26 protein-coding genes are annotated in these 23,686 nt (G+C 69.6%); 21 read left to right on the top strand and 5 right to left on the bottom strand.

The window, feature by feature from the left end; genetic code table 11:
• Nucleotides 1-30 precede the first annotated feature (30 nt).
• The 11 genes from BM051_RS02145 to BM051_RS02095 all read left to right on the top strand — a co-directional run bounded on the left by BM051_RS02145 (nt 31) and on the right by BM051_RS02095 (nt 9,502).
• Nucleotides 31-1,194 carry a glycosyltransferase family 4 protein gene (locus BM051_RS02145; protein WP_092527099.1) on the top strand — a complete coding sequence of 388 codons (1,164 nt, stop codon included), beginning with the start codon at nt 31-33 and terminating at the stop codon, nt 1,192-1,194.
• Nucleotides 1,191-1,664 (top strand): Cg1360 family ATP-synthase-associated protein, encoded by a 474-nt coding sequence (locus BM051_RS02140; protein ID WP_092527098.1) that lies wholly within the window; start codon nt 1,191-1,193, stop codon nt 1,662-1,664. Before BM051_RS02145 ends, BM051_RS02140 begins: the two co-directional genes overlap by 4 nt.
• A 293-nt stretch (nt 1,665-1,957) precedes the next feature.
• The gene (atpB, locus tag BM051_RS02135) at nt 1,958-2,746 is read left to right on the top strand and encodes a F0F1 ATP synthase subunit A (RefSeq protein WP_092527097.1); all 789 of its coding nucleotides are present in this window, start codon (nt 1,958-1,960) and stop codon (nt 2,744-2,746) included.
• Between the two features lie 64 nt (nt 2,747-2,810).
• Entirely contained in the window at nt 2,811-3,062 is a 252-nt protein-coding gene (locus BM051_RS02130) for an ATP synthase subunit c family protein (RefSeq protein WP_092527095.1), read from the top strand.
• Between the two features lie 31 nt (nt 3,063-3,093).
• Complete coding sequence (locus tag BM051_RS02125; RefSeq protein ID WP_177216876.1) at nt 3,094-3,654, top strand: F0F1 ATP synthase subunit B; 561 nt, start codon at nt 3,094-3,096, stop codon at nt 3,652-3,654.
• Nucleotides 3,655-3,660: 6 nt separating this feature from the next.
• The gene (locus BM051_RS02120) at nt 3,661-4,482 is read left to right on the top strand and encodes a F0F1 ATP synthase subunit delta (protein WP_092527090.1); all 822 of its coding nucleotides are present in this window, start codon (nt 3,661-3,663) and stop codon (nt 4,480-4,482) included.
• A 56-nt stretch (nt 4,483-4,538) separates the two neighbouring features.
• Complete coding sequence (gene atpA / locus BM051_RS02115; RefSeq protein WP_092527087.1) at nt 4,539-6,179, top strand: F0F1 ATP synthase subunit alpha; 1,641 nt, start codon at nt 4,539-4,541, stop codon at nt 6,177-6,179.
• 11 nt (nt 6,180-6,190) lie between these two features.
• A complete protein-coding gene (locus tag BM051_RS02110) occupies nt 6,191-7,126 on the top strand; it encodes a F0F1 ATP synthase subunit gamma (RefSeq protein ID WP_092527075.1) in 936 nt (311 codons plus the stop codon).
• Between the two features lie 3 nt (nt 7,127-7,129).
• Nucleotides 7,130-8,551 (top strand): F0F1 ATP synthase subunit beta, encoded by a 1,422-nt coding sequence (atpD, locus tag BM051_RS02105; RefSeq protein ID WP_092527072.1) that lies wholly within the window; start codon nt 7,130-7,132, stop codon nt 8,549-8,551.
• 125 nt (nt 8,552-8,676) lie between these two features.
• Nucleotides 8,677-9,042, top strand: coding sequence for a F0F1 ATP synthase subunit epsilon (locus tag BM051_RS02100; RefSeq protein WP_092527069.1), 366 nt, complete (start codon nt 8,677-8,679; stop codon nt 9,040-9,042).
• Nucleotides 9,043-9,067: 25 nt separating this feature from the next.
• Complete coding sequence (locus tag BM051_RS02095) at nt 9,068-9,502, top strand: DUF2550 domain-containing protein (protein WP_092527066.1); 435 nt, start codon at nt 9,068-9,070, stop codon at nt 9,500-9,502.
• Nucleotides 9,503-10,216: 714 nt separating this feature from the next.
• Here the strand turns inward: BM051_RS02095 and BM051_RS02090 are convergent.
• Together BM051_RS02090 and BM051_RS02085 are read right to left on the bottom strand one after the other, a co-directional pair.
• Nucleotides 10,217-10,810, bottom strand: coding sequence for a cob(I)yrinic acid a,c-diamide adenosyltransferase (locus tag BM051_RS02090; RefSeq protein ID WP_092527063.1), 594 nt, complete (start codon nt 10,808-10,810; stop codon nt 10,217-10,219).
• 67 nt (nt 10,811-10,877) lie between these two features.
• Entirely contained in the window at nt 10,878-11,768 is an 891-nt protein-coding gene (locus tag BM051_RS02085) for a glycosyl hydrolase (RefSeq protein ID WP_092527048.1), read from the bottom strand.
• Nucleotides 11,769-11,897: 129 nt separating this feature from the next.
• Between BM051_RS02085 and murA the strand changes: the two genes are divergently transcribed.
• From murA to BM051_RS02070, 3 genes are all read left to right on the top strand, one after another.
• Entirely contained in the window at nt 11,898-13,172 is a 1,275-nt protein-coding gene (gene murA, locus BM051_RS02080; protein ID WP_092527045.1) for a UDP-N-acetylglucosamine 1-carboxyvinyltransferase, read from the top strand.
• 58 nt (nt 13,173-13,230) lie between these two features.
• On the top strand, nt 13,231-13,530 hold the full coding sequence (locus tag BM051_RS02075; RefSeq protein WP_092527042.1) for a Uma2 family endonuclease: 300 nt from the start codon (nt 13,231-13,233) through the stop codon (nt 13,528-13,530).
• A gap of 145 nt (nt 13,531-13,675) precedes the next feature.
• On the top strand, nt 13,676-14,101 hold the full coding sequence (locus tag BM051_RS02070) for a pyridoxamine 5'-phosphate oxidase family protein (RefSeq protein WP_243859503.1): 426 nt from the start codon (nt 13,676-13,678) through the stop codon (nt 14,099-14,101).
• Between the two features lie 142 nt (nt 14,102-14,243).
• Here the strand turns inward: BM051_RS02070 and BM051_RS02065 are convergent, their stop codons facing one another.
• Together BM051_RS02065 and BM051_RS02060 are read right to left on the bottom strand one after the other, a co-directional pair.
• Nucleotides 14,244-15,146 carry a trypsin-like serine protease gene (locus tag BM051_RS02065; protein ID WP_092526999.1) on the bottom strand — a complete coding sequence of 301 codons (903 nt, stop codon included), beginning with the start codon at nt 15,144-15,146 and terminating at the stop codon, nt 14,244-14,246.
• 106 nt (nt 15,147-15,252) lie between these two features.
• A complete protein-coding gene (locus BM051_RS02060; protein ID WP_092528405.1) occupies nt 15,253-15,879 on the bottom strand; it encodes a LysE family translocator in 627 nt (208 codons plus the stop codon).
• 131 nt (nt 15,880-16,010) lie between these two features.
• Here BM051_RS02060 and BM051_RS02055 point away from each other — a divergent pair, with 131 nt between their 5' ends.
• From BM051_RS02055 to BM051_RS02030, 6 genes are all read left to right on the top strand, one after another.
• A complete protein-coding gene (locus tag BM051_RS02055; RefSeq protein WP_279587040.1) occupies nt 16,011-18,026 on the top strand; it encodes a protein meaA in 2,016 nt (671 codons plus the stop codon).
• A gap of 356 nt (nt 18,027-18,382) precedes the next feature.
• Nucleotides 18,383-19,234 carry an ectoine/hydroxyectoine ABC transporter substrate-binding protein EhuB gene (gene ehuB, locus BM051_RS02050; protein ID WP_243859502.1) on the top strand — a complete coding sequence of 284 codons (852 nt, stop codon included), beginning with the start codon at nt 18,383-18,385 and terminating at the stop codon, nt 19,232-19,234.
• A gap of 11 nt (nt 19,235-19,245) precedes the next feature.
• Nucleotides 19,246-19,959, top strand: a complete 714-nt coding sequence (gene ehuC / locus BM051_RS02045; RefSeq protein WP_177216875.1) for an ectoine/hydroxyectoine ABC transporter permease subunit EhuC — start codon at nt 19,246-19,248, stop codon at nt 19,957-19,959.
• Nucleotides 19,959-20,618 (top strand): ectoine/hydroxyectoine ABC transporter permease subunit EhuD, encoded by a 660-nt coding sequence (gene ehuD / locus BM051_RS02040; protein WP_092526991.1) that lies wholly within the window; start codon nt 19,959-19,961, stop codon nt 20,616-20,618. The genes ehuC and ehuD overlap by 1 nt, the downstream gene beginning before the upstream one ends.
• A gap of 29 nt (nt 20,619-20,647) precedes the next feature.
• Nucleotides 20,648-21,448: an ectoine/hydroxyectoine ABC transporter ATP-binding protein EhuA gene (gene ehuA / locus BM051_RS02035; protein WP_092526988.1), complete on the top strand. Its 801-nt coding sequence runs from the start codon at nt 20,648-20,650 to the stop codon at nt 21,446-21,448.
• Between the two features lie 37 nt (nt 21,449-21,485).
• Nucleotides 21,486-22,259 carry an enoyl-CoA hydratase-related protein gene (locus BM051_RS02030; RefSeq protein ID WP_092526986.1) on the top strand — a complete coding sequence of 258 codons (774 nt, stop codon included), beginning with the start codon at nt 21,486-21,488 and terminating at the stop codon, nt 22,257-22,259.
• 57 nt (nt 22,260-22,316) lie between these two features.
• Here the strand turns inward: BM051_RS02030 and BM051_RS02025 are convergent, their stop codons facing one another.
• Nucleotides 22,317-22,856 carry an NUDIX domain-containing protein gene (locus tag BM051_RS02025; protein WP_092526984.1) on the bottom strand — a complete coding sequence of 180 codons (540 nt, stop codon included), beginning with the start codon at nt 22,854-22,856 and terminating at the stop codon, nt 22,317-22,319.
• 45 nt (nt 22,857-22,901) lie between these two features.
• On the opposite strand from BM051_RS02025, the gene nucS reads away from it, so the two are divergent.
• Nucleotides 22,902-23,561, top strand: a complete 660-nt coding sequence (gene nucS, locus BM051_RS02020; RefSeq protein WP_166677691.1) for an endonuclease NucS — start codon at nt 22,902-22,904, stop codon at nt 23,559-23,561.
• Nucleotides 23,562-23,686: the final 125 nt, after the last annotated feature.

Genomic DNA, 23,686 nt, shown 5'->3' with positions numbered 1-23,686 from the left:
TTTCCAGCATTCGGCGGGGGCGACCGCGCCGTGACCCCTTCGGTCAACGCCGGCCTCCCCATCCGGGAGTACCTGCTCGTCGCGCTCACCGCCGCGGCGGTGACCTTCCTGCTCACCGGCCTGGTGCGCCGGTTCGCGGTCAGGATCGGCGCCGTCGCCACCCCACGGGCCCGCGACGTGCACGTCATCCCCATCCCCCGGATGGGCGGCATCGCGATGTACTGCGGGGTCGTCGGCGGCATGGCGCTGGCGCACCAGCTGCCGGTGCTGCGCCGGGCGTTCGAGTACTCGCTGGACCCGCAGGGCGTGCTGCTCGGCGGCGCGGTGATCGTGCTGATCGGCGCGCTGGACGACCGCTTCGAGCTGGACGCCTGGACCAAGCTGGCCGGGCAGGTGATGTGCGCCGGCATCCTGGTGATCTTCGGCGTGCAGTGGAACTCGTTCTGGGTGCCCTGGGGCGGCAACGGTGACGTGCTCGGCTCGGTGCTGGTGCTGGACAAGAACCAGGGCGGGTTGCTGGCCGTGCTGCTCGTCGTGGTGATGGTCAACGCGATGAACTTCGTCGACGGGCTCGACGGCCTGGCCGGCGGGCTCGGGCTGATCGCCGCCAGTGCCACCCTCGCGTTCTCGCTCGGCCTGCTGGCCGGAGCGAACAACGACGTGAACAGCTACCCGCCGGCGCTGATCGCGGCCACCCTCGCCGGCGCGTGCCTCGGCTTCCTGCCGCACAACTTCCAGCCGGCCAGGATCTTCATGGGCGACTCCGGGTCGATGATGATCGGCCTGATGCTCGCCGCGGCCAGCACCTCGGCCTCCGGCAAGATCAACTACACCCGGCTCGGGCCGTCCAACACGCTGGCGCTGCTGTCCCCGCTGTTCGTCGTCGCGGCGGTGCTGTTCCTGCCGCTGCTCGACCTGTTGCTCGCGGTGATCCGGCGAACCCGGCGTGGGGAGAGCCCGTTCGCCGCGGACAAGATGCACCTGCACCACCGGCTGCTGGAGATCGGCCACTCGCAGCGCCGCGCGGTGCTGCTGATCTACCTGTGGGCCGGGTTGCTGGCGTTCGGTGCCGTCTCGGTCACCCTGGTGGACAGCGTGGCGATGCTCTGGGTGGTCGGTGCTGGGCTGGTGCTCGCGGCGGTCATCTCGGCGGTGCCTAGACTGAAGTCGAGGAACCAGCAGGGAGCGACATGACCAACACCGACACCGAGACCGAGGCCACCGAGAAGGCCGAGGCGCGGAACCCGCACGCCGAGTCCGTGCTCGCGCTGGCCCGCGCCATGCTGCGGGACACGCTGGTCGCCGGCGGGGTGACCGTGGCCGTGGCCGCTGTCGTCGCCACCGTGTGGGTGGGGGTGTCCGGGCTGCTCGGCGCGGTGGTCGGTGGCGCCGTGGCGATGGGCTCCGCGCTGGCCACCGTCCTGATGATGCGCAAGACGGCCGACCTGCCGCCGATGTTCGTCATGGTGGTCGCGCTCGGCGGCTACGTCGGCAAGATCATCGTGTTGTTCGGGGTGATGGCCGCGCTGCGGCACGTCGACGCGCTGCACACCATGGCGCTGGCGGTGACCATGCTGGCCGTCATCCTGGTCGCGGCCGGCGCCGAGCTGCGCGCGTTCAAGCGCACCAAGATCCCCACGTTGATCATCACCGACGGCCGGTAGGCCGCTTAGGAGTACGCCTGTACGGCGTTCGGGTACCGGCTGGTATCGTCCGCGGCAGGGAGGCGGCTCCAGCCGCTCTCCCGGGGTGGTGACCTTCCGGACAGCAGCGTGGCGCCTGGTGAACTGGCCCGCGCGCTCGGTAAGGAGCGCCGGCCCCGGGTCACTCGGCTGGGGGGCTACGCGCAGTGGTATCCGCTTCCAGGTACCTGATCCGTATCAGGTACGTTTGGTCCAGATCGTGACGATTCCCCCGGCGGAGTGAACGCCGGCCGGGAGAACCGGAAGGAGCCCAGTTGGGCGCGCTGGTACGAGCCCAGGGCGAGTTCGTCGCCCCAGGCGCCGAAGACTTCGTGTTGCCGCCACTGTTCGGCGAGGGCACGGTCGTCACCAAGCCGATGGTGCTCGTGGTCCTGTCGGTGGTCATCGTGGCGGGGTTCTTCATCATCGCCTCGCGCAATCTGAAGATCGTGCCGGGCAAGTTCCAGTTCATCGCCGAGTCGGTGTACGACTTCGGGCGCAACAACATCGCCCGTGAGCAGATCGGCTCGAAGGACTTCCGCCCGTTCGTACCGCTCATTCTCGCGTTGTTCACCTTCATTCTGGTGAACAACCTCTTCGGGATCATCCCGCTGGTCCAGTTCCCGACGATGTCGCACATCGGCTTCCCGCTGGCACTGTCGGTGCTGGTGGTGTACCCGGTCTACCACTTCGTCGGCTTCCGGCGGCACGGCTTCGCCGGGTACCTGAAGAAGGAGACGGTGCCCGCGGGTGCCCCGGCATTCGTCCTGCCACTGCTGATTCCGATCGAGTTCCTGCAGAAGTTCGTCATCAACCCGATCACGCTGGCGCTGCGGGTGTTCGCCGCCATGTTCGCCGGCCACCTGCTGCTGCTGGTGTTCACCCTCGGCGGCACGTTCCTGCTGACCGAGGCGAGCGCCGCCCTCAAGCCGGTGTCGATCGTCAGCTTCGCGTTCGCGATCCTGCTGACCTTCCTGGAAGCGTTGATCCAGGTGTTGCAGGCCTACATCTTCGCGCTGCTGTCGGCCAACTACATCGGTGCCGCACTGGCGACCGAGCACTGAGAAACCCCGATAACCACAAGCCCCCGATCCGCACGGTTGCGGACCGAGTGAAAGGGAAACGCACGTGAGCAACATCGTTCTTGCGCAGGCCGCCGAGGCCGCGGTGGACATCAACCCGGGTCTGGCCGCGATCGGCTACGGTCTCGGCGCCGTCGGCCCCGGTATCGGCGTGGGTCTGATCTGGTCGGCCGTCATCCAGGGCACCGCGCGCCAGCCGGAGGCCCAGGGCAAGCTCATGACGATCGCCTGGACCACGTTCGCCCTGGTCGAGGTGCTCGCGCTGTTCGGCATCGTCGTCTTCTTCATGGCCTCCTGAGCTGGTCCCCTCCTAGCACTAGGGAGATGTCGTGCTGAACACCCAACTGGTGCTGGCGGCCGAAGGGGAGATCAACCCGGTCCTCCCGCACCGCGAGGAGATCATCCTCGGCCTGGTCGCCTTTCTGATCCTGCTGTGGCTGCTCCGCAAGTACGCGGTGCCGCGCTTCGAGAAGCTGTACGAGGAGCGCGCGGCCAAGATCGAGGGTGGGATCGAGAAGGCCGAGAAGGCGCAGGCCGAGGCCGAGCGGGCGCTGGCGCAGTACAAGGCGCAACTGGCCGAGGCCAGGTCCGAGGCGGCCAAGATCCGCGACGACGCCCGGCTCGAGGCCGAGCAGATCAAGGAGGAGCTGCGAGCCCAGGCCCAGGAGGAGTCCCGGCGCATCGTGGCCCAGGGCGAGGCCCAGCTGCAGGCACAGAAGGCGCAGATCGTCGCCGAGTTGCGGGCCGAGCTCGGCCGCAACGCGGTCGAGCTGGCCAGCCGGATCGTCGGTGAGGCGCTCGAGGACGAGGCCCGCCGCCGCGGCACGGTCGACCGGTTCCTCACCGAGCTGGAGACCAGTGGCAACGGCGCGGCCGGAGCGAGGAAGTAGACCTAGATGACGCTGCATGCTGCGAGCCGGGAGGCTCTCGATCTCGCCGAGTCCCGCCTCGCCGAGGTGCTCGGCGACGCAGGGACGGACCCGTCCGCCGTCGGTGAGGAGCTGCTCGCCGTGGTCGGCCTGCTCAGCAGGGAGGTCGGGCTGCGCCGGGCGGTCGGCGACGCCTCGTCCGACCCGGAGGCGCGCAGGCGGCTGGTCCGCGCGGTGCTCGCGAACAAGGTCTCCGAGCCCACCCTCACGGTGCTCGACGCCGTGGTCGGCGCCCGGTGGTCGAACCCGCGGGAGCTGGTCGACGGCGTGGAGTCGCTGGGCCGGTCGGCCCTGTTGACCAGCGCGGAGCGGGCCGGCGAGCTGGAAACCGTTGAGGACCAGCTCTTCCGGATCTCCCGTATCGTGGAAGGCGAGCCCGAGCTGGAGCGGGCGCTGTCCGACCAGGGCGCGCCGGTCGAGGCGAAGCGCTCGCTGGTCCGCAACCTCGTCGGCGACAAGGTCACCCCGGTCACCCGGATCCTCGCTGAGCAGGTCATCGAGCGGTCCCGCGGGCGCAACGTCGGTGACGGTCTGGAGGAGCTGGTCGAGCTGGCCGCCGAGCGGCGGTCCCGGTCGGTGGCGCACGTGACCAGCGCGACCGAGCTGACCGAGGAGCAGCGCGAACGGCTCACCGAGAAGCTGAACCGGATCTACGGGCGGCCGATCGCGCTGCACGTGGAGCTCGACCCCTCGATCGGCGCGGGACTCGTCGTGCGGGTCGGCGACGAGGTGATCGACGGCAGCGTGGCGGGGCAGCTCGCGGCGCTGCGCCGGCGACTGGCCAGCTGAGCAGCGGCAACAGGTACTTCACAACACTGGCAACAGACAGCGAGAGCGGGAACACAATGGCGGAGCTGACGATCTCCTCGGATGAGATCCGCAGTGCGATCGAGAACTACGTCTCGAGCTACACCCCGGATGTGAGCCGGGAAGAGGTCGGCACGGTCCTCGACACCGGTGACGGCGTCGCCCACGTCGAGGGGCTGCCCTCGACGATGGCCAACGAGCTGCTGGAGTTCCCCGGCGGCATCCTCGGGGTGGCCCAGAACCTCGAGCCGCGCCGGATCGGTGTCGTCATCCTCGGCAACTACGAGCAGATCGAGGAAGGCCAGGAGGTCAAGCGGACCGGCAAGATCCTGTCCATCCCGGTCGGCGACGCCTTCCTTGGTCGGGTCGTCGACCCGCTCGGCCACCCGATCGACGGGCTCGGCGAGATCGAGACGCACGAGAACCGGGCGCTGGAGCTGCAGGCCGCGTCGGTGGTGCAGCGGCAGCCGGTGTCCGAGCCGCTGCAGACCGGCATCACCGCGATCGACGCGATGACCCCGATCGGCCGCGGCCAGCGCCAGCTGATCATCGGTGACCGCAAGACCGGCAAGACCGCCGTCTGCGTCGACACGATCATCAACCAGAAGAAGAACTGGGAGACTGGCGACCCGAAGCAGCAGGTGCGCTGCATCTACGTCGCGGTCGGGCAGAAGGGCTCCACCATCGCCGCCGTGAAGACCGCGCTGGAGGAGCACGGCGCGATGGAGTACACCACCATCGTCGCGGCCCCCGCCTCCGACTCCGCCGGCTTCAAGTGGCTGGCCCCGTACTCCGGCTCGGCCCTCGGGCAGCACTGGATGTACCAGGGCAAGCACGTGCTGATCGTGTTCGACGACCTCACCAAGCAGGCCGAGGCCTACCGCGCGCTCTCGCTGCTGCTGCGCCGCCCGCCGGGCCGCGAGGCGTTCCCCGGCGACGTCTTCTACCTGCACTCCCGGCTGCTGGAGCGGTGCGCGAAGCTGTCCGACGAGCTGGGCGCCGGCTCGCTGACCGGCCTGCCGATCATCGAGACCAAGGCCAACGACATCTCGGCCTACATCCCCACGAACGTGATCTCGATCACCGACGGGCAGTGCTTCTTCCAGTCCGACCTGTTCAACTCGGGCCAGCGCCCGGCGATCGACGTCGGTGTGTCGGTGTCCCGGGTGGGCGGTGACGCCCAGATCAAGGCGATGAAGACGGTCTCCGGCTCGCTGCGGATCGACCTGTCGCAGTACCGGGAGCTGGAGGCGTTCGCCGCGTTCGCCTCCGACCTGGACGCCACGTCGAAGGCGCAGCTGGACCGCGGTGCCCGGCTGTACGAGATGCTCAAGCAGCCGCAGTACTCGCCGGTGCCGGTCGAGGAGCAGGTGGTGTCGGTGTACCTGGGCACCAACGGGCATTTCGACACCGTGCCGATCGAGGACGTCCGCCGGTTCAACGCCGAGCTGTTGGAGAACATCCGGCACAAGCACGAGGGCATCCTGGCGGAGATCCGGGACACCGGTAAGTGGAGCGACGAGCTGGCCCAGCGGGTCACCGAGGCGGCCGAGGAGTTCAAGAAGAACTTCACCACCTCCTCCGGCCAGCCGCTCGTCGAGCACGAGGCCGAGGCAATGGAAGCCGAGAAGGTCGGGCAGGAGACCGTGAAGGTCGCCAAGCCCGCCCCGAAGAAGTAGTCGGGTAGCTGATGGCCGCACAACTTCGTGAACTCCGCCAACGGATCCGGGCGACCAAGTCGGTCGGCAAGATCACCAAGGCGATGGAGCTGATCGCGACCTCGCGGATCAGCAAGGCACAGGCGCGGGTGGAGGCGTCCCGGCCCTACGCCGAGGAGATCACCAACGTGCTGTCCGCGCTGGCCGGTGCCGCGGCCAACCTGGACCACCCGTTGCTGGTCGAGCGTCCCAACCCGCGGCGGGTCGCGGTGCTGGTGGTGACCAGTGACAAGGGCCTGTGTGGTGGCTACAACGCCAACGTGCTGCGGGCCACCGAGGAGCTGCTGTCCCTGTTGCGCGAGCAGGGCAAGCAGCCCGAGGTCTACGTGATCGGCCGCAAGGGGTTGAACTACTACCAGTTCCGTCGGCGGGAGGTGGCCGGCAGCTGGTCGGGCTTCTCCGAGCAGCCGCGCTACACCGACGCGGCCGCCGCAGGCGAGGCGCTGGTCGAGGCGTTCATGGCCGGCGCGGACGACGAGGGCGACGCGCCCGGCGCGGACGGCATTCTCGGCGTCGACGAGCTGCACATCGTCTACACCGAGTTCCGGTCGATGCTGTCGCAGGTGCCGGTGGCCCGGCGGATGGCGCCGCTGGAGGTGGAGTACACCGACGAGGAGCCCACCACCGTGCCGCCGGCCTACGACTTCGAGCCGAGCGCCGAGACGCTGCTCTCGGCGCTGCTGCCGAAGTACATCAACACCCGGATCTTCGCCGCGCTGCTGGAGTCGGCGGCCTCCGAGCTGGCGGCCCGGCGGACGGCGATGAAGTCGGCGTCGGACAACGCGAGCGAGCTGGTCAACACCCTGACCCGTGAGGCCAACCAGGCTCGCCAGGCCCAGATCACCCAGGAGATCAGCGAAATCGTCGGTGGCGCCGATGCGCTCGCCGCCGCAGGAAGTGATGTGTAAGCGATGACTACCACGGAAGCTGCCAAGGGCCGCATCGTGTCGGTGACCGGCCCGGTCGTCGACGTCGAGTTCCCGCGCGGCGCGGTGCCCGAACTGTTCAACGCGCTGAAGACCGAGATCACCTTCGAGGAGCTGCGCAAGACGGTGACCCTCGAGGTCGCCCAACACCTCGGCGACAACCTCGTGCGCACCATCTCGATGCAGCCGCAGGACGGCCTCGTCCGCGGCACCGAGGTGGTCGACACCGGCGGGCCGATCTCGGTGCCCGTCGGCGACAAGGTGAAGGGCCACGTCTACAACGCGCTCGGCGAATGCCTGGACGACCCGGGCTACGGCGCCGACCTGGAGCGCTGGCCGATCCACCGCAAGGCGCCGGCGTTCGACCAGCTCGAGGGCCGCACCCAGATGCTGGAGACCGGCCTGAAGGTGATCGACCTGCTCACCCCGTACGTGCAGGGGGGCAAGATCGGCCTGTTCGGCGGTGCCGGCGTGGGCAAGACGGTGCTGATCAAGGAGATGATCACCCGTGTCGCCCGGAACTTCGGTGGCACCTCGGTGTTCGCCGGTGTCGGCGAGCGGACCCGTGAGGGCACCGACCTGTTCCTGGAGATGAGCGAGGACGGCGTCATCAACGACACCGCGCTCGTGTTCGGCCAGATGGACGAGCCGCCGGGCACCCGTATGCGGGTGGCGCTGTCCGCGCTGACGATGGCGGAGTACTTCCGCGACGTGCAGAACCAGGACGTGCTGCTGTTCATCGACAACATCTTCCGGTTCACCCAGGCGGGCTCGGAGGTGTCGACGCTGCTCGGCCGGATGCCATCGGCGGTGGGCTACCAGCCGACGCTGGCCGACGAGATGGGCGAGCTGCAGGAGCGGATCACCTCGACCAAGGGCCGGTCGATCACCTCCATGCAGGCGATCTACGTGCCCGCGGACGACTACACCGACCCGGCACCGGCCACCACGTTCGCCCACCTGGACGCCACCACCGAGCTGTCCCGGTCGGTGTTCCAGAAGGGCATCTTCCCGGCGGTGGACCCGCTGGCCTCCACCTCGACGATCCTCGACCCCTCGATCGTCGGCGAGGACCACTACCGGGTGGCCTCCGAGGTCATCCGGATCCTGCAGAAGTACAAGGAGCTGCAGGACATCATCGCGATCCTCGGGATGGACGAGCTGTCCGAGGAGGACAAGCTCACGGTGAACCGGGCGCGGCGGATCGAGCGGTTCCTGTCGCAGAACATGCTGGTCGCCGAGCAGTTCACCGGCCAGCCGGGCTCGACCGTGCCGGTGTCGGAGACCATCGAGGCGTTCGACCGGATCGCCAAGGGTGACTTCGACCACTACCCGGAGCAGGCGTTCCTGGGCATCGGTGGCCTGGAGGACCTGGAGAAGAAGTACAAGGAACTCACCGGCAAGTGACCGGCCGCGGACGGCGGGGCTGTGGTCCTTTATGGACTTCGGTCCCGTCGTTCGTGTAGCGGTACCCGGTACCGGCGGCGCACCGACTACACTGCCGGGAAGCGCCCGAGGTGAAGGAGAGCAACGTGGCTGACATGTCCGTGGAGCTGGTCGCGGTCGAGCGTCGCCTCTGGTCGGGCAAAGCCACCTTCGTGGTCGCGCAGACCACCGAGGGTGAGATCGGCGTGCTGCCGGGACACGAGCCGGTCCTCGGCCAGCTCGTCGAGGGCGGCGTCGTCAAGATCACCACCACCGACGGTGAGACCGTCACGGCCGCGGTGCACGGCGGCTTCCTGTCCGTCACCGCCACCGGCGTGAGCGTGCTGGCGGAGTCGGCCGAGCTCGGCGAGGAGATCGACGTCGAGGCCGCGAGGGCCGCGCTCGCCGCCGAGGACGAGGCGGAACGCGCGAGGGCGGGAGCGAGGCTGCGCGCGGCCGGACAGTCGGCCTGAGGCGAGCGGCGAGCGGGAGCCGGTCGTGGACGTCGCACTGGTGGTCCTGGCGCTCCTGCTGGCTCTGCTCGTCGTCGCGGTCTGGTACGTGCTGCGGTGGCAGCGCATGCGCCGGTTCGGCGGCGTGAGCGTGGCACTGCGCTGGCAGCCGGACAAGGAGCGGTCCGGCTGGCACCTGGGGATCGGACGGTACCGGGGCGAGGAGTTCGTCTGGTATCGGGTGTGGAGCCTGCGGAGCGGACCGGACCGCGTGTTCTCCCGGGACAGCCTGCAGATCGCCGACCGGCGTGACCCGATCGGGACGGAGTCGTACGCCGTGCCGTCCGGGGCGACCGTGCTGCGCTGCGAGTCGGACCGCCAGGAGGCCATCGAGATCGCCATGGGCCCCGACGCGCTCACCGGCTTCCTCTCCTGGCTCGAGTCCGCACCCCCCGGCCGCCGCATCCCCCGCGCCAGCTGACCCCCGCCGCGCCTTCCCCGGCGTGTTCGCCGGTCGCGTCGCCGTGTTCGCCGCTCGCGTCGCCGAGGGACGGCCGGCCGGTCGACCTGGTGTCCCGGCGGTCACTGCACCCGTTGCTCCGGGACACGGTCCTGACCGAGTCGAGGCCGCTGTATGCGGCGTGATCGTCTGTTCCTCGAGGAGAGGGTCAACTCGGCGGAACAGGCCCGCTCCTGGTCGCGGACCTGACGCCCGAAGATCTCGAGCAAGACCGGCTCCGCCAAGACGTGCTGTTGTGGAGGATTCGCCAGATGTCGGCGATGGCCTTCCGTTCCGCTCGGTCGAAGGCGTAACCCGCACTCTTGGAGTGTTGTCGGTCATCCACAGGATGGTGCCGTCGGACAGCCACCTCGGCACCACGTCCGGCGCCGGCGCGGGTAAGTCGGCCTGCCGCGGTGGAACGTAGATCTGGGATCGGACACGGCGTGCCCCCTGATCTCCCTGCCCACCCGACCGACCCCCTGGTCGCCCCTGGTAATCAGTTGGATCGCCAGAGTAATAGGCGATGATGGGCTTCGGAACAGTTCGGGGAGAACTTGCTCCAGTCGGGCTGTTCGTTGCGACTCTGGCAATCAAGATCGGTAAACAAGATCGCTGCCCATCGAAAGATCACCTGGGCTGGCGAAATCGCCATCGCTTGTCGATCTCTCGCGAGGCTGATTCCAGGCGAAACCTTCACCGGGTGGGCCGGTCGGGGTGGCGGTCGCCGCCGGGGCGCCAGAGGACGTCGCCGTCGGGGTTGGCCAGCCGGGCGAGGATGAACAGCAGGTCGGACAGCCGGTTCAGGTACTTCACCGCCAGCACGTTGGTCCGCGCCTCGTCGGCTTCGACGAGTGCCCAACCGGCGCGCTCGGCCCGGCGGCACACCGTCCGCGTCTGGTGCAGCAGTGCCGCCCCCGCGCTACCACCCGGGAGGATGAACGATGTCAGTTTGGGCAACCGGGCGTTGAAATCGTCACACCAATTCTCCAGCCGCTCGACGTACGACTCAGTGATCCGCAGGGGAGGGAACTCCGGGTTCTCCACCACCGGCGCGCACAAGTCGGCGCCGACGTCGAAAAGATCGTTCTGTACCGCGCGCAGGACGTCAGCCACCTCGTCGGAGAGGTCGCCGAGCGCGATCGCCACACCGATCACCGAGTTGGTCTCGTCCACGTCGGCGTAGGCGCCCAGCCGTGGCGACGTCTTCGGCACCCGCGAGCCGTCCCCCAGCGCGGTGGTGCCGCTGTCGCCGACCCTGGTGTACACGCGATTGATCCTTACCGGCATACCGCGCAGTCTACGGCCGGCCGCGCCCGATCGACCGAACCCGACCGAGCCCGGCCGGCCGAGCCGCTCAGCGGGCGCAGAACTCCCGCCACGCCCGCTGTGAGGCGGCGTCGCGCAGCCGGTAGTCGCTGTGGCCCTGCGCCCGGAAGTCGATGTCGAAGTACTGCACCCACCGCGCGCCGTGCCGGGTCAGGTAGTCGGTGACCTGCCGCAACCAGGCCGCGCGACCTCGACCGTCGTCGCCCTCGGCGATGGCGCTGCCGGTCTCGGCGATCGCGAACGGCTTGCCGGCGTCCCTGCTCACCGCCACCACGCGCCCGAAGATCTCCTCGGCGGGGCGGTACCGCCTAGTCACGCCCGTGACCTGGTTGTAGGCGTCCCAGGCCAGCACCTCGACATAGGCGTCGCCGGGGTAGTAGTCCCGCCAGTTCCGCTGGGAGCGAGGGTCGACGGTCCAGTCCATCAGGATCAGTGTCGGGTGCAGCCGCGGGTTGCCGGCCGCCGCGGCGAGCCGGTGCAGGTACCGCCACGCCGCGCGGTAGTCGGCCGCGGTGAACTCCCCGCGGGCGATGTTGTCCTCTGGCTCGTGGAAGTACGTCCAGTTCACGTCCACGTCCCTGGGTGCGTCGGCGAACCAGGTGCGGAAGTGCGCGTCGTGCCGGCCGGCGAGGATGTCCTTCGGGGCGGCCTTGAACGACACGGTCAGCGGCCGCCGACCGGCGTCGACCTTGCCCGGCCACGGTTTGGGCAGGGTGTAGAACACCCGGACCGACTCCAGGCGGTAGTAGCCGTTCACCCGCTCGAACGCCTGCTGGTAGGTCTCGTTCGGCGACTCCGGCAGGAACGAAGCACCGCACAGCGGCCCCGCCACCTGCGCCGGCGCCGGCGCCGGCGCCGGCGAGATCACCACCGCCAGCACGCCGGCGAGTGTCGCCGTGCCCGTCCGCCCCAGTCCCATGTTGCTTCCCTTCGTGTTCGAACGAAAAAGGGGAAATTAGTAACATAACGGAGTGGGGGCGGCTTCGCACCAGCCCACCAGCCCACCTGCCGGCCGGCCGCCGCGGTGCGGCAGGCATGATTGGCGGCCATGAGCGAGCACTTCGACGTGCACGGTGGTGCGCGACTGGTCGGCGAGGTCGGGGTCGTCGGAGCCAAGAACAGCGTGCTCAAGCTGATGGCGGCGGCACTGCTGGCCGAGGGCACCACGACGATCACCAACTGTCCGCAGATCCTCGACGTGCCGCTGATGGCCGACGTGCTGCGCAGCGTGGGCTGCGCGGTGTCGATCGACGGCGACACGGTACGGATCACCACCCCGACCGCGCTGTCGCACCGCGCGGACTCGCCGGCGATGGGCAAGCTGCGCGCGTCGGTGTGTGTGCTGGGGCCGCTGGTGGGCCGGCTCAAGCGGGCGGTGGTGGCGCTGCCCGGCGGTGACGCGATCGGGTCGCGGCCGCTGGACATGCACCAGAACGGGCTGCGCAAGCTCGGCGCCACCAGCTCCATCGAGCACGGTTGCGTGGTGGCCAAGGCGGACCACCTGCGCGGCGCGCAGATCTGGCTGGACTTCCCCAGCGTCGGGGCGACGGAGAACATCCTGATGGCGGCGGTGCTCGCCGAGGGCACCACGGTGATCGACAACGCGGCGCGCGAGCCGGAGATCACCGACATCTGCACGATGCTCACCCGGATGGGGGCGCACATCGAGGGCGCCGGGACGTCGACCCTGACCGTGCGCGGCGTGGACGAGCTGCACGCCGTGGAGCACCGGGTGATCGGCGACCGGATCGTCGGCGCGACGTGGGCCTTCGCCGCGGCGATGACCCGCGGCGACATCACCGTGCGCGGGGTGAACCCGCACCACCTGGAGCTGGTGCTGGAGAAGCTGCGGCTGGCCGGCGCCGAGGTCACCACGTTCGACGGCGACGGGTTCCGCGTGGTGCAGCCCGACCGGCCGCGGTCGGTGGACTTCGTGACACTGCCCTACCCGGGGTTCGCCACCGACCTGCAGCCGTTCGCCGTGGCGCTGTCGTCGGTGTCCGACGGCACGTCGATGATCACCGAGAACGTGTACGAGGCGCGGTTCCGGTTCATCGAGGAGATGGTTCGCCTCGGGGCCGACGCCCGTACTGACGGCCACCACGCGGTGGTGCGCGGCGTCGAGAGGCTGTCCAGCGCGCCGGTGTGGGCCTCCGACATCCGCGCCGGCGCCGGGCTGGTGCTGGCCGGGCTGTGCGCCGACGGCGTGACGGAGGTGTGGGACGTGTTCCACATCGACCGCGGCTACCCGCACTTCGTGGAGAACCTGAACCGCCTCGGCGCCCGCATCGAACGCGTCGCCACCGACCCCACCCGCGCATGACGACTCCGGTCGGCCGCTACCGGGCTGTCCTGGGGACACCTGACGAGTAAGGGGTTCCATGACGGCCCTGCCCGACTGGATGATGCTCCCCCCGGAGGGGCTCACCGCGGCGGAATACGAAGCCCTGCCCGAGGAGATCTGCCGCCGGGTCGAGGTCGTGGGCGGAGCCATCGTCGTGAACGTGGCGCCACGCCGGCCGCACCAGACCATCGTTTGCCGGCTGGCCAACGTGCTCGAAGCCGCTTGTGGCCCGCAGCACGCGGTTGATTTCGACGTCGACCTCCGCTTGCGGGACGTCCCGTTGCTCAACCGCCGTCCTGACATCGTGGTCTACGACTGGGAAGCTCAGCGTTGCTGAACCGCTGTAAGTTCGGCTCGACCTGGCCGACCTGGTCTGAGCGCGATCGGTGCGTCGGAAATATCCGGTCCACCGGTCGAGTTGGGCAGCGGTAGAGCCCGCTGGGGCGGGCGCCGACGAAGGGTGAGACCTCATGATGGCGGCCATGACCAAGGACGAGCGCCAGGCCTTCCTCGCCGAGCGGCGGATCGGCGTGATCACGATGAACCGGCCCGAGCGGGCGCCGCTGGCGGTGCCCGTGTGGTACGGCTACGAGCCGGGCGGCGACCTCGTGGTGTGGATGGAGGTCGGCTCGCTCAAGGACCGCCTGCTGCGCGAGGCGAAGCGGTTCAGCTTCGTGGTGCACCGGGACGAGATGCCCTACCAGTACGTGATGCTGGAGGGCTCGGTGGTCGCGTTCGACGAGTCGCCCACCACCGAGGAGATGGTCGCCATCGCCGCCCGGTACTTCCCGGAGGACGAGGCCAAGGCCTACGTCGACGGCATGGCCGGCGCGAGGAACGAGTTGGTCCGCATGCGCCCCGAGCGCTGGCTGACCTGGGACAGCAGCAAGGACTCCTGGAACACGTGAGTCCGACGTTCGGAACGGCGAGTTCGACGTTCGGGACCGTGAATCCCGCACCGGGGCGCGTCCGGTCCCACGCCTGGGAGCCGCCCCGGCGCCCGTGCCCTCCCGGCCACGCGGGAAGCCGGAAGGGGCACGGGCCAACACCTCAGGGCAGGGCCACGAACGGGCGCAGGAAGGCCCGCGCACCCGGCGTGTCCAGCCGGTACGTCACGTTGGTGGCGTAGCAGGGCACGTCGCCGGTGATGGTGGTGGACACCAGCACCCGCGCGCCGTCGATCGTCGCGAAGTTCGGTCCGCCGGAGTCGCCGTAGCAGGCACCGCCGTTGCCCTGCGGCTCGGTCATCGCCAGCCGCACCCACGTCTTGTTCAGCGCGTTGAACGTCACCGGCGCCCGCATCCGCATCCCGCCACCCGGGTGGGTGTGCCCACCGGGACCGCGCCGCGCCTCCTGCGTACCGTAGCCGACCACGGTGAACGGCGTGCCGTTCAGCCCGCGCGGCCCGAGCCGGTCGAGCGCGCCGGCCGCGGGCAGCGTCGCCGGGGTGAACGACCACCTCGACGCCATGGCGCCGGCCGGCACCTCGACCACCGCGATGTCGTGCGAGTCGGCCGAGTTGCCGGGGTAGCCGGGGTCGGAGTGGGCCACCCCGCCGACGCCGACCGCACTCGCGACCGCCGCCGGATCGCCGGGGAAGCGCTCCGCCGCGGCGTCGAGGCCGGCCTGCACGTCCTGCGCCAGCGACACGAAGAAGCGCGCACCTTCCGGCCAGCCGGTGGTGCAGTGCGCGGCGGTGAGGAACGTGTCCGCGTCGACCATGGTGCCCGAGCACACCCAGTCGACCCGGTCCGGCGTGCCGGGGTCGCGGTCGTGGTCCCAGGTCGCGACGAGCGCACCGACCTCGGTGCGCTCGGGCGCCGGGACGGCGTTGTAGGAGTTGATGGCCGCGGCGGGGGTGGCCGCCGCGGCCAGCAAACCTGCGGCCAGTGCGGTGACGCCGAGTGCCCGCCATAGCGCGGACGGGCGAGGCACGAAGGAGTGAAGTGTCATGGCGGGAGATTCAAACACCGCACCGCCCGCCGTGCCAGGCCTCGAGCATCGCCGAATCGAACCCGCGCCCGGTGGCGAGCCAGCCGCGTTCGGCGGGCTCGGACCCTCAGGACTCGGCGGCCAGCGCCGCGCCGAACCCGAGCAACGCCGTGCCGGTGACGGCGTCCAGCGCGCGGCGCACCGTCCGGCGGCGCAGCCACGCCCGCACCCGGTGCACGAACAGCAGCATGAGCAGCAGCCACACCCCGCCCAGCACGGCGACCGTGTAGGCCAGCACCAGCGCGTCGAGCGTCGTGGTCACACCGGGAGTGAGGAACTGCGGCAGCACCGACAGGTACAGCACCAGCACCTTCGGGTTGGTGACGTTGGACAGGAACCCCTCCCGCCAGCTGCGGAAGCCGCCCGCGTGGCCGCGGCTCGCCTCGTCCGGCGTCGGGTGGTTCCCGCGCCACGCCCCGCGCAGCGCCTGGACGCCGAGGTAGCAGAGGTAGGCGACGCCGAGCCAGCGCAGGGTGTGGAACAGCGGTTGCGAGTGGGCGATCAGCGCGCCGAGGCCGAGCGCGGCGGCGGTGCCCTGCACGAGGTTGCCGGCCGCGATGCCGAGGATGGCCAGCAGCCCACCGCGCCCGCCACGGGCCAGCGCGTTCTTCAGCATCACCATGGTGTCCGGGCCGGGCGCGAGGACCACCAGGATCACCACGGCGAGATAACTGCCGTACACACTCCACGTCACGACCTTCACGCTAACGGGTGCACGCGTGCTCGACCGGCGGATTTCCGTCACAGCGCTGCCGCTCGCGCGACGCTAGGCGGGCGATGTTACCGACGAGTATGCTGGGTCGGTCGTCAATCGGGAGGTGGCCCGTGCCCTATCCAACGGACCGCGAGCGCGACCGGCCCTGGGTGATGCGCACCTACGCCGGGCACTCGTCCGCCGCCGCCTCCAACGAGCTCTACCGGCGCAACCTCGCCAAGGGGCAGACCGGCCTCTCCGTCGCCTTCGACCTGCCCACACAGACCGGCTACGACCCCGACCACCCGCTCGCCAGGGGCGAGGTCGGCAAGGTCGGCGTCCCGGTCGCCCACCTCGGTGACATGCGCCAGCTCTTCGCCGGCATCCCGCTGGCCGAGGCCAACACGTCGATGACCATCAACGCCCCCGCCATGTGGCTGCTGGCGCTCTACGTGACCGTCGCCGAGGAGCAGGCACTCGCCGGGGACCGGGATCCCGCCGAGGTGCGCGCCCAGCTCACCGGCACCGTCCAGAACGACATCATCAAGGAGTACCTCTCCCGCGGCACCCACATCTTCCCGCCGGGACCGAGCCTGCGGCTGACCACCGACGTGATCGCCTGGACGGTCCGCCACGTTCCGAAGTGGAACCCGATCAACATCTGCAGCTACCACCTGCAGGAGGCGGGCGCGACGCCGACGCAGGAGGTCGCCTACGCCATGGCCACGGCGATCGCCGTGCTCGACGCGGTGCGCGACTCCGGCCAGGTCGCCGAGGCGGACATGGCCCGCGTGGTCGGCCGCATCTCCTTCTTCGTCAACGCCGGCGTGCGGTTCGTCGAGGAGATGTGCAAGATGCGCGCGTTCGCCGCGCTGTGGGACGAGATCACCCGTGACCGGTACGGCGTCACCGACGCCAAGGCCCGCCGGCTGCGCTACGGCGTGCAGGTGAACTCCCTCGGCCTCACCGAGGCGCAGCCGGAGAACAACGTGCAGCGGATCGTGCTGGAGATGCTGGCCGTCACGCTGTCCCGCGACGCCAGGGCGCGGGCCGTCCAGCTCCCGGCGTGGAACGAGGCGCTCGGCCTGCCCCGCCCGTGGGACCAGCAGTGGTCGCTGCGGATGCAGCAGGTGCTCGCGCTCGAGACCGACCTGCTGGAGTACGAGGATCTCTTCGCCGGCTCCCGGGTGGTCGAGGCCAGGGTCGCCGAGATCATCGAGGGCGCGCGGGCGGAGATCGACCACGTCCTCGAGCTCGGCGGTGCGGTCGCCGCGGTGGAGAGCGGCTACCTGAAGTCCCAGCTCGTCGCCTCGCTGGCGGAGTACCGGCGGGCGATGGAGGCCGGCGAGCGGGTGCTGGTCGGGGTGAACCGGTTCGCGACCACCGAGCCGAGCCCGCTGCAGGCCGAGGGCGCGAAGCCGATCGAGACCGTCGACCCCGAGGTGGAGAAGCAGGCGGTCGCCGCGATCGAGGAGTGGCGGGCCCGGCGCGACGCTACCGCGGCGGAGCGGGCGCTGGACCGGTTGCGCGCGGCCGCGGGGACGGCGGAGAACCTGTTCGAGGCGACTCTGGAGTGCGCGAGGGCCGGGGTGACCACCGGCGAGTGGGCCGGGGCGCTGCGCGAGGTGTTCGGCGAGTACCGCGCGCCCACCGGCGTGTCGGCGGCCTCCCTCCCGGGCTCGAGCTCGGCGGAGCTCGAGCGGGTGCGGGAGCGGGTCCGCGCCACCGAGGCGGAGCTGGGGGAGCGGCTGCGCATCCTGGTCGGCAAGCCCGGGCTGGACGGGCACTCCAACGGCGCCGAGCAGGTGGCGGTGCGGGCCCGCGACACCGGGTTCGAGGTGGTGTACCAGGGCATCCGGCTCACCCCGGAGCAGATCGTGGCCGCCGCCGTACAGGAGGGCGTGCACGTGGTGGGCCTCTCGGTGCTGTCCGGCTCGCACCTCGAGTTGGTGCCCGAGGTGGTGGACGGCCTGCGGGCGGCCGGCGCCGGCGACATCCCGGTGGTCGTCGGTGGGATCGTCCCACCCGACGACGCGCGGCTGTTGCTCGACCGCGGGATCGCCCGGGTCTTCACGCCCAAGGACTACGAGCTCACCGAGATCATGGACGAGATCGTCACCGTGGCGCGGCAGGCCAACGGCCTGTAACGGCTAACGGCCTGTAACGATTGCGCACAGTATTTGACCCGCACGTGCGACACCTCTAACTTCGTGCACCACGACGAGTGAGAAGACGAGAGAGCGCGCACGCGAGGGGACGGGTGGGCGCTCCGGCCTCGTACGTTCCTCCTCTGTGGACGAGAAACTCGTCCACAGTGGAATCTGGCGGACCGATTGCGAACGATCGGGTGAACTGCCTAGTGTCTTCCCCCATGAGATCACTCCCAGCTGCTTGGGTGGGCCGGGAGCCGATTGAGCACGTAGGGAGCTAGGGTCGCGTGAAACCTGCAGATGTGTCCCGGCGCGGATTCCTCCGCGGGGCCGGGGGAGCGCTCGCCGTCGTCGTGGGCGGCGGCCTGGTGACCAGCGGATGCACCCGGATCAACGTCGCCGCCGGCGAGGAGGGCGGCGACCTCCTGGAGCGGTTGCGGGACCGCGGCCGGGTCCGGATGGGCTTCGCCAACGAGCGACCGTTCGGGTTCATCACCAAGGACGGCAAGTTCACTGGCCAGGCGCCTGAGGTCGGCAAAGCCGTGTTCCGGCGGTTGGGCATCGACTCCTTCGAGCCTAGGTTCGCCGACTTCAGCTCGCTGATCCCAGGCCTGAAGGCCGGACTGTTTGACGTGATCGCTGCCGGCATGTACATCACACCTCCACGGTGCAAGGAGGTCGAGTTCACCAACCCGGACTACAATGCGCCAGAAGCTCTCTTGCTACCGATGGGTAACCCGCTCGGTCTGACTGACCTGCAGAGCGTGGTCGACCATCCCACCGCACGGATTGGCGTGCTGACCGGGTCCGTCGAGGAACGGTACTCCCTCGCGCTTGGCATACCGTCTAGCAGGGTCGTCGTGTTTCCGGATCAGGCTTCCGGCGTGGACGGTGTGTTGGCGAACAGGGCGGACTGTCTGATGTTGACGCGCCTCTCCTTGCTGTCAGCCTTGGAGCAACGTCCGGGCGCGCCGCTCGAGATCGGCGAGACCTTCGTTCCCGTTGTGAACGGGGTGGAACAGTACGGCGCGGGAGGGTTCGCCTTTCGCACGGGTGAGACCAAGATCGTGCGTGAGTTCAACCGCGTGCTGGCCGACATGAAAGCGCACGGGGAGGTGCTGGAGATCGTGCGGCCGTTCGGATTCTCGGAGGCCGAGATGACCGACCTAACAGCCGAGTTCCTTTGCCAAGAGCGGGAAAGCTGAGGAACGAACTGATGACACCTTATCTGTTCGGCCGGTTGCTGGAGGGGCTGTGGGTGACTCTCCAGCTCACAGTGCTCGGTGCATTGCTCGGGCTCGTGTTCGCGTTCGTCGCTGGCCTGGCTCGACTGAGCACTCGCAAGTGGGTTCGCGCCATCGCCTTCGCCTACACTGAGATCTTTCGTGGCTTCCCGGCGCTTGTGCTGCTGTTCTGGCTCATCTTCGTGGTCCCTCAGTTTGGGTACGCGCTGGACACACTGGTCGCCGGCGTGCTCGCGCTCGCGCTGAACATCGGCGCCTACGCCGCCGAGGTGGTGCGCGGCGCGGTGCGGTCCGTCCCGGTCGGACAGACCGAGGCGGCGATCGCGCTAAACTTCACACCGTCGCAGCGGATGCGCAAGGTGATCCTGCCGCAGGCGGTCGTGGCGATGATCCCTCCGTTCTCCAACAACCTGATCGAGTTGCTCAAGGCCACCGCGCTGGTGTCACTGGTCTACATCTCCGACCTTACATTCGCAGGACGGTTGGTGCGCGACACCACGGGTGAGACAGCGACGGTCTACCTCGGATTGCTCGTGGGCTACGGAGTGGTCGCGCTGGCGTTCACGGCGCTAATGCGCTATCTCGAGCGGGTCGCGGCACGATCGCTCGGTCGCGAGGTGCCGCCGGGGATAGCCACCCGACTGTTCAAAGGTAAGCGTGGCAACGAGACGGTGGGGGTGGCCTGATGGATTTCCGGTGGAGCCTCGTGTGGGAATCCGTTCCCACGTTGCTCGACGGTTTGGTCGTCGCACTCATTGCGACCGTTTTTGGTTATCTCATCGCGCTTGTGCTCGGCCTTGTCTTCGCGCTGCTGCGGCGTAGTCGATCGCCGTGGCTCAGCGCGCCTGTCGGCTTCTTCATCGAGTTCATCCGATCTACGCCGTTGTTGGTCCAGCTCTTTTTCTTCTTCTACGTGCTGCCGCTGATTGGGATCAGCGCACCACCGCTGGCGACCGGCGCGTTCGCGCTCGGTCTGCACTACGCCACCTACACGTCCGAGGTCTACCGCTCCGGCATCGACAACGTGCCGGTGGGCCAGTGGGAGGCGGCCAGGGCACTGAACCTGTCCACCCGGCGGACGTGGACCAGCGTGATCCTGCCGCAGGCCATCCCGCGGGTCATCCCCGCGCTGGCCAACTACGTGATCGCGATGTTCAAGGACACTCCGCAGCTGCTGGCGATCACCGTATTGGAGATGCTCGGTGTCGCGCTCAGCATTGGCTCGGACACATTCCGCTACGCAGAGCCGGTCACCGCAGCAGGCTTGATGTACCTGGTCGTCGCTCTGGTCATGGCCTGGGGCGGGCGGATCGTCGAGCGCCGATTCGGCACCGTGCGGGGTTGACCATTCGTGATGGAGAGAGGAACCTGGGAATGAGCGAGGCAACCGCCGCGGGACGCAACGGTGACTTCATCGTCTTCGACAAGGTCGACAAGCGGTTCGGCAGGAACGTGGTGCTCGACGACCTGTCGTTCTCGGTCGGGTCGGGGGAGCGGGTCACCCTGATCGGGCCGAGCGGGTCGGGCAAGACCACGATCCTGCGGCTGCTGATGACGCTGACCAAGCCCGACGGGGGCACCATCAAGGTGGACAGGGACTACCTGTACCACGAGGAGCGCGACGGCCGGTTGGTTCCGGCGAGCGAGGGACACATCCGCAAGGTGCGCAGCCGGATCACGATGGTGTTCCAGCACTTCAATCTCTTTCCGAACATGCGGGTGCTGCGCAACGTCACCGAGGCGCCCATCCACGTGCTCGGCAAGTCCAAGGACGAGGCCGAGGCCCGCGGCCGAGAGCTGCTGGAGATGGTGGGCCTCGGCGACAAGCTCAACGCCTACCCCTCGCAGCTCTCCGGCGGGCAGCAACAGCGGGTGGGCATCGCGCGGGCGCTGGCGGTGGACCCGGACGTGCTGTTGCTGGACGAGGTGACCTCGGCGCTGGACCCCGAGCTGGCCGCCGAGGTGCTCGACGTGCTGCGCGACCTCGCCAGGACCACCGACATGACGATGCTGCTGGTCACCCACGCGATGAAGTTCGCCCGCGACGTGTCGCACCGGGTGCTCATGTTCAACGAGGGCAACATCATCGAGGACGGCACCCCGGAGAAGATCTTCAACGAGCCGGAGAACGACCGGACCAGGACGTTCCTGCGCTCTGTGATCGACGAGTCGTGACTTCCGGCGCGGCGGTCGGTCGCAGTACCGTCGGGGGATGGGCGAGTACGAGCACATTCTGCTGAAGCGGGACGGCGACACGGCCACCGTGACGATGAACCGGGCGGCGCGGCGCAACTCGCTGTCGGCCGAGCACCTCGCGGAGCTGCTGGCGGCGTTCCGCGAGGTCGGCGAGTCCGACGCGACCGGTGTCGTGCTGGCTGGGGCCGGGCCGGTGTTCTCCGCCGGGCACGACTTCGCCGACGTGGCCGCGCGGGACCTGATGGAGGTGCGCGCGCTGCTGCGGCTGTGCACCGACCTGATGCGGACCATCCAGTCGGTGCCGCAGGTGGTGGTCGCCAGGGTGCACGGGCTGGCGACGGCCGCGGGGTGCCAGCTGGTGGCCTCGTGCGACCTGGCGGTGGCGGCCGAGTCGGCCGGGTTCGCCCTGCCCGGCGGCAAGGGAGGCTGGTTCTGCCACACGCCGGCGGTGCCGGTGGCGCGGGCCGTGGGGCGCAAGCGGCTGATGGAGCTGGCGCTCACCGGCGACCCGATCGACGCGGCGACCGCGCTGGAGTGGGGCCTGGTGAACCGAGTCGTCCCGGACACCGAGCTGGACGACGCCGTCGCGGACCTGCTGGCCAGGGCCACCCGGGGCAGCCGGGCCAGCAAGGCCATGGGAAAGCAGACCCTGTACGCCCAGCTGGACCGGCCGGAGGAGGATGCCTACGCCATCGCGCTGGAGGTGATGGCCTCGGCCTCCCAGCTGCCCGGCGCGCGCGAGGGGATGGCCGCGTTCCTGGAGAAGCGCCGCCCGGAGTGGCCCGACTGAGCCCGCGCGCCGACTCGTGCCCGGGCGCGGCCGCCGGGCCGCGCCGAGTCCCTCGGCTCAGCGGCGCTCGTGGAGGAGCAGCAGGGTGTAGGCCGCGAGGGACTGCGCGTCGGTGAGCTCGCCGGCGGCGATCATCTTCTCGAACTCCACCCGGGAGAACCACGCCGACCGCATGTCCTGCTCCTCGGCCTCCCGCTCGGGCTCCCCCTCGGTCAGTTCCGTGGCGAGGAACACCCGGCCCCGCTGACTGGTCATCCCGGGTGCGGCGTCCAGTCCGCCGATGTCCACGATGGACCGAGCGGTCAGTCCGGTCTCCTCGCGCAGCTCCCGCGCGGCCAGCTCGGCCGGCGGCACGTCGGCCCGCTCCGGTGCGGTGCCCTGCGGGAACTCCCACCGCCGTGCGCCGACCGGGTAGCGGAACTGCTCCACCAGCCGGAGCCGGTCCCCGTCGAGCGGGATCACCAGGGCATAGGTCGGTTTGTCGACCACCGCGTAGATCCCGGGTGAGCCGTCCGGCCGGCGGATGCCGTCCTCGCGCAGGACCAGCCAGTCGTTGCGGTAGATCTCCCGGGAGCTGGTGCGTTCGATCGAGTGCATGAGGCCCAGTATGTCCGCCGGAGGCGCTCGCCTACGCTTCCCTGCGTGCGTCTCGTGATCGCTCGGTGTCAGGTCGACTACGCCGGCAGGCTCACCGCCCACCTGCCGATGGCTATCAGGTTGCTGCTCGTCAAGGCCGACGGCTCGGTGTCGGTGCACTCCGACGACCGCGCCTACAAGCCGCTGAACTGGATGAGCCCGCCCTGCTGGCTGATCGAGGACGGCGACCTCTGGATCGTGGAGAACAAGTCGGGCGAGAAGCTCGTCATCACCATCGAGGAGGTGCTCGACGACGTCTCGCACGACCTCGGTGCCGAGCCCGGCCTGGTGAAGGACGGCGTCGAGGCGCACCTGCAGGAGCTGCTGGCCGAGCACATCACCACGCTCGGCGAGGGGTACTCGCTGGTCCGCCGGGAGTTCCCGACCGCGATCGGGCCGGTCGACATCATGGCCCGCGACGCCGCCGGCGCCTCGGTGGCCGTGGAGATCAAGCGCCGCGGCGAGATCGACGGCGTCGAGCAGCTCACCCGCTACCTCGAGCTGCTCAACCGCGACCCGCTGCTCGCCCCGGTCAAGGGCGTGTTCGCCGCGCAGCAGATCCGGCCGCAGGCCCGCACCCTGGCCGAGGACCGGGGCATCCGCTGCGTGACCCTCGACTACGACGCGCTGCGCGGCATCGAGTCGGACGAGTTCCGCCTCTTCTGAGCCTGCTCAAGCCGTCAACCACCCCGACCAGTCGGGTGAGACCGCCGAACCGGACAGGATCACTCACTCGGATTCACCCCGCTGGACTGATCCAGTAGTGTGCGCTCCCAGCCGGTTGTTGGTCG

This window comes from Amycolatopsis arida, from assembly GCF_900115565.1.
GTDB classification, from domain to species: domain Bacteria; phylum Actinomycetota; class Actinomycetes; order Mycobacteriales; family Pseudonocardiaceae; genus Yuhushiella; species Yuhushiella arida.
This window is presented reverse-complemented; position numbering and strand designations above follow the sequence as displayed.

Excerpts from the sequence above, each read along its gene's own strand:
- ehuC (WP_177216875.1), top strand. The coding sequence starts at position 19,246 with ATGACACCTTATCTGTTCGGCCGGTTGCTGGAGGGGCTGTGGGTGACT.
- BM051_RS02030 (WP_092526986.1), top strand. The coding sequence starts at position 21,486 with ATGGGCGAGTACGAGCACATTCTGCTGAAGCGGGACGGCGACACGGCC.
- BM051_RS02085 (WP_092527048.1), bottom strand. The coding sequence starts at position 11,768 with ATGGGACTGGGGCGGACGGGCACGGCGACACTCGCCGGCGTGCTGGCG.
- BM051_RS02075 (WP_092527042.1), top strand. The coding sequence starts at position 13,231 with ATGACGGCCCTGCCCGACTGGATGATGCTCCCCCCGGAGGGGCTCACC.
- BM051_RS02025 (WP_092526984.1), bottom strand. The coding sequence starts at position 22,856 with ATGCACTCGATCGAACGCACCAGCTCCCGGGAGATCTACCGCAACGAC.
- ehuA (WP_092526988.1), top strand. The coding sequence starts at position 20,648 with ATGAGCGAGGCAACCGCCGCGGGACGCAACGGTGACTTCATCGTCTTC.
- BM051_RS02120 (WP_092527090.1), top strand. The coding sequence starts at position 3,661 with ATGACGCTGCATGCTGCGAGCCGGGAGGCTCTCGATCTCGCCGAGTCC.
- BM051_RS02110 (WP_092527075.1), top strand. The coding sequence starts at position 6,191 with ATGGCCGCACAACTTCGTGAACTCCGCCAACGGATCCGGGCGACCAAG.
- atpA (WP_092527087.1), top strand. The coding sequence starts at position 4,539 with ATGGCGGAGCTGACGATCTCCTCGGATGAGATCCGCAGTGCGATCGAG.
- atpD (WP_092527072.1), top strand. The coding sequence starts at position 7,130 with ATGACTACCACGGAAGCTGCCAAGGGCCGCATCGTGTCGGTGACCGGC.
- BM051_RS02070 (WP_243859503.1), top strand. The coding sequence starts at position 13,676 with ATGACCAAGGACGAGCGCCAGGCCTTCCTCGCCGAGCGGCGGATCGGC.
- BM051_RS02090 (WP_092527063.1), bottom strand. The coding sequence starts at position 10,810 with ATGCCGGTAAGGATCAATCGCGTGTACACCAGGGTCGGCGACAGCGGC.
- BM051_RS02140 (WP_092527098.1), top strand. The coding sequence starts at position 1,191 with ATGACCAACACCGACACCGAGACCGAGGCCACCGAGAAGGCCGAGGCG.
- ehuD (WP_092526991.1), top strand. The coding sequence starts at position 19,959 with ATGGATTTCCGGTGGAGCCTCGTGTGGGAATCCGTTCCCACGTTGCTC.
- murA (WP_092527045.1), top strand. The coding sequence starts at position 11,898 with ATGAGCGAGCACTTCGACGTGCACGGTGGTGCGCGACTGGTCGGCGAG.
- BM051_RS02065 (WP_092526999.1), bottom strand. The coding sequence starts at position 15,146 with ATGACACTTCACTCCTTCGTGCCTCGCCCGTCCGCGCTATGGCGGGCA.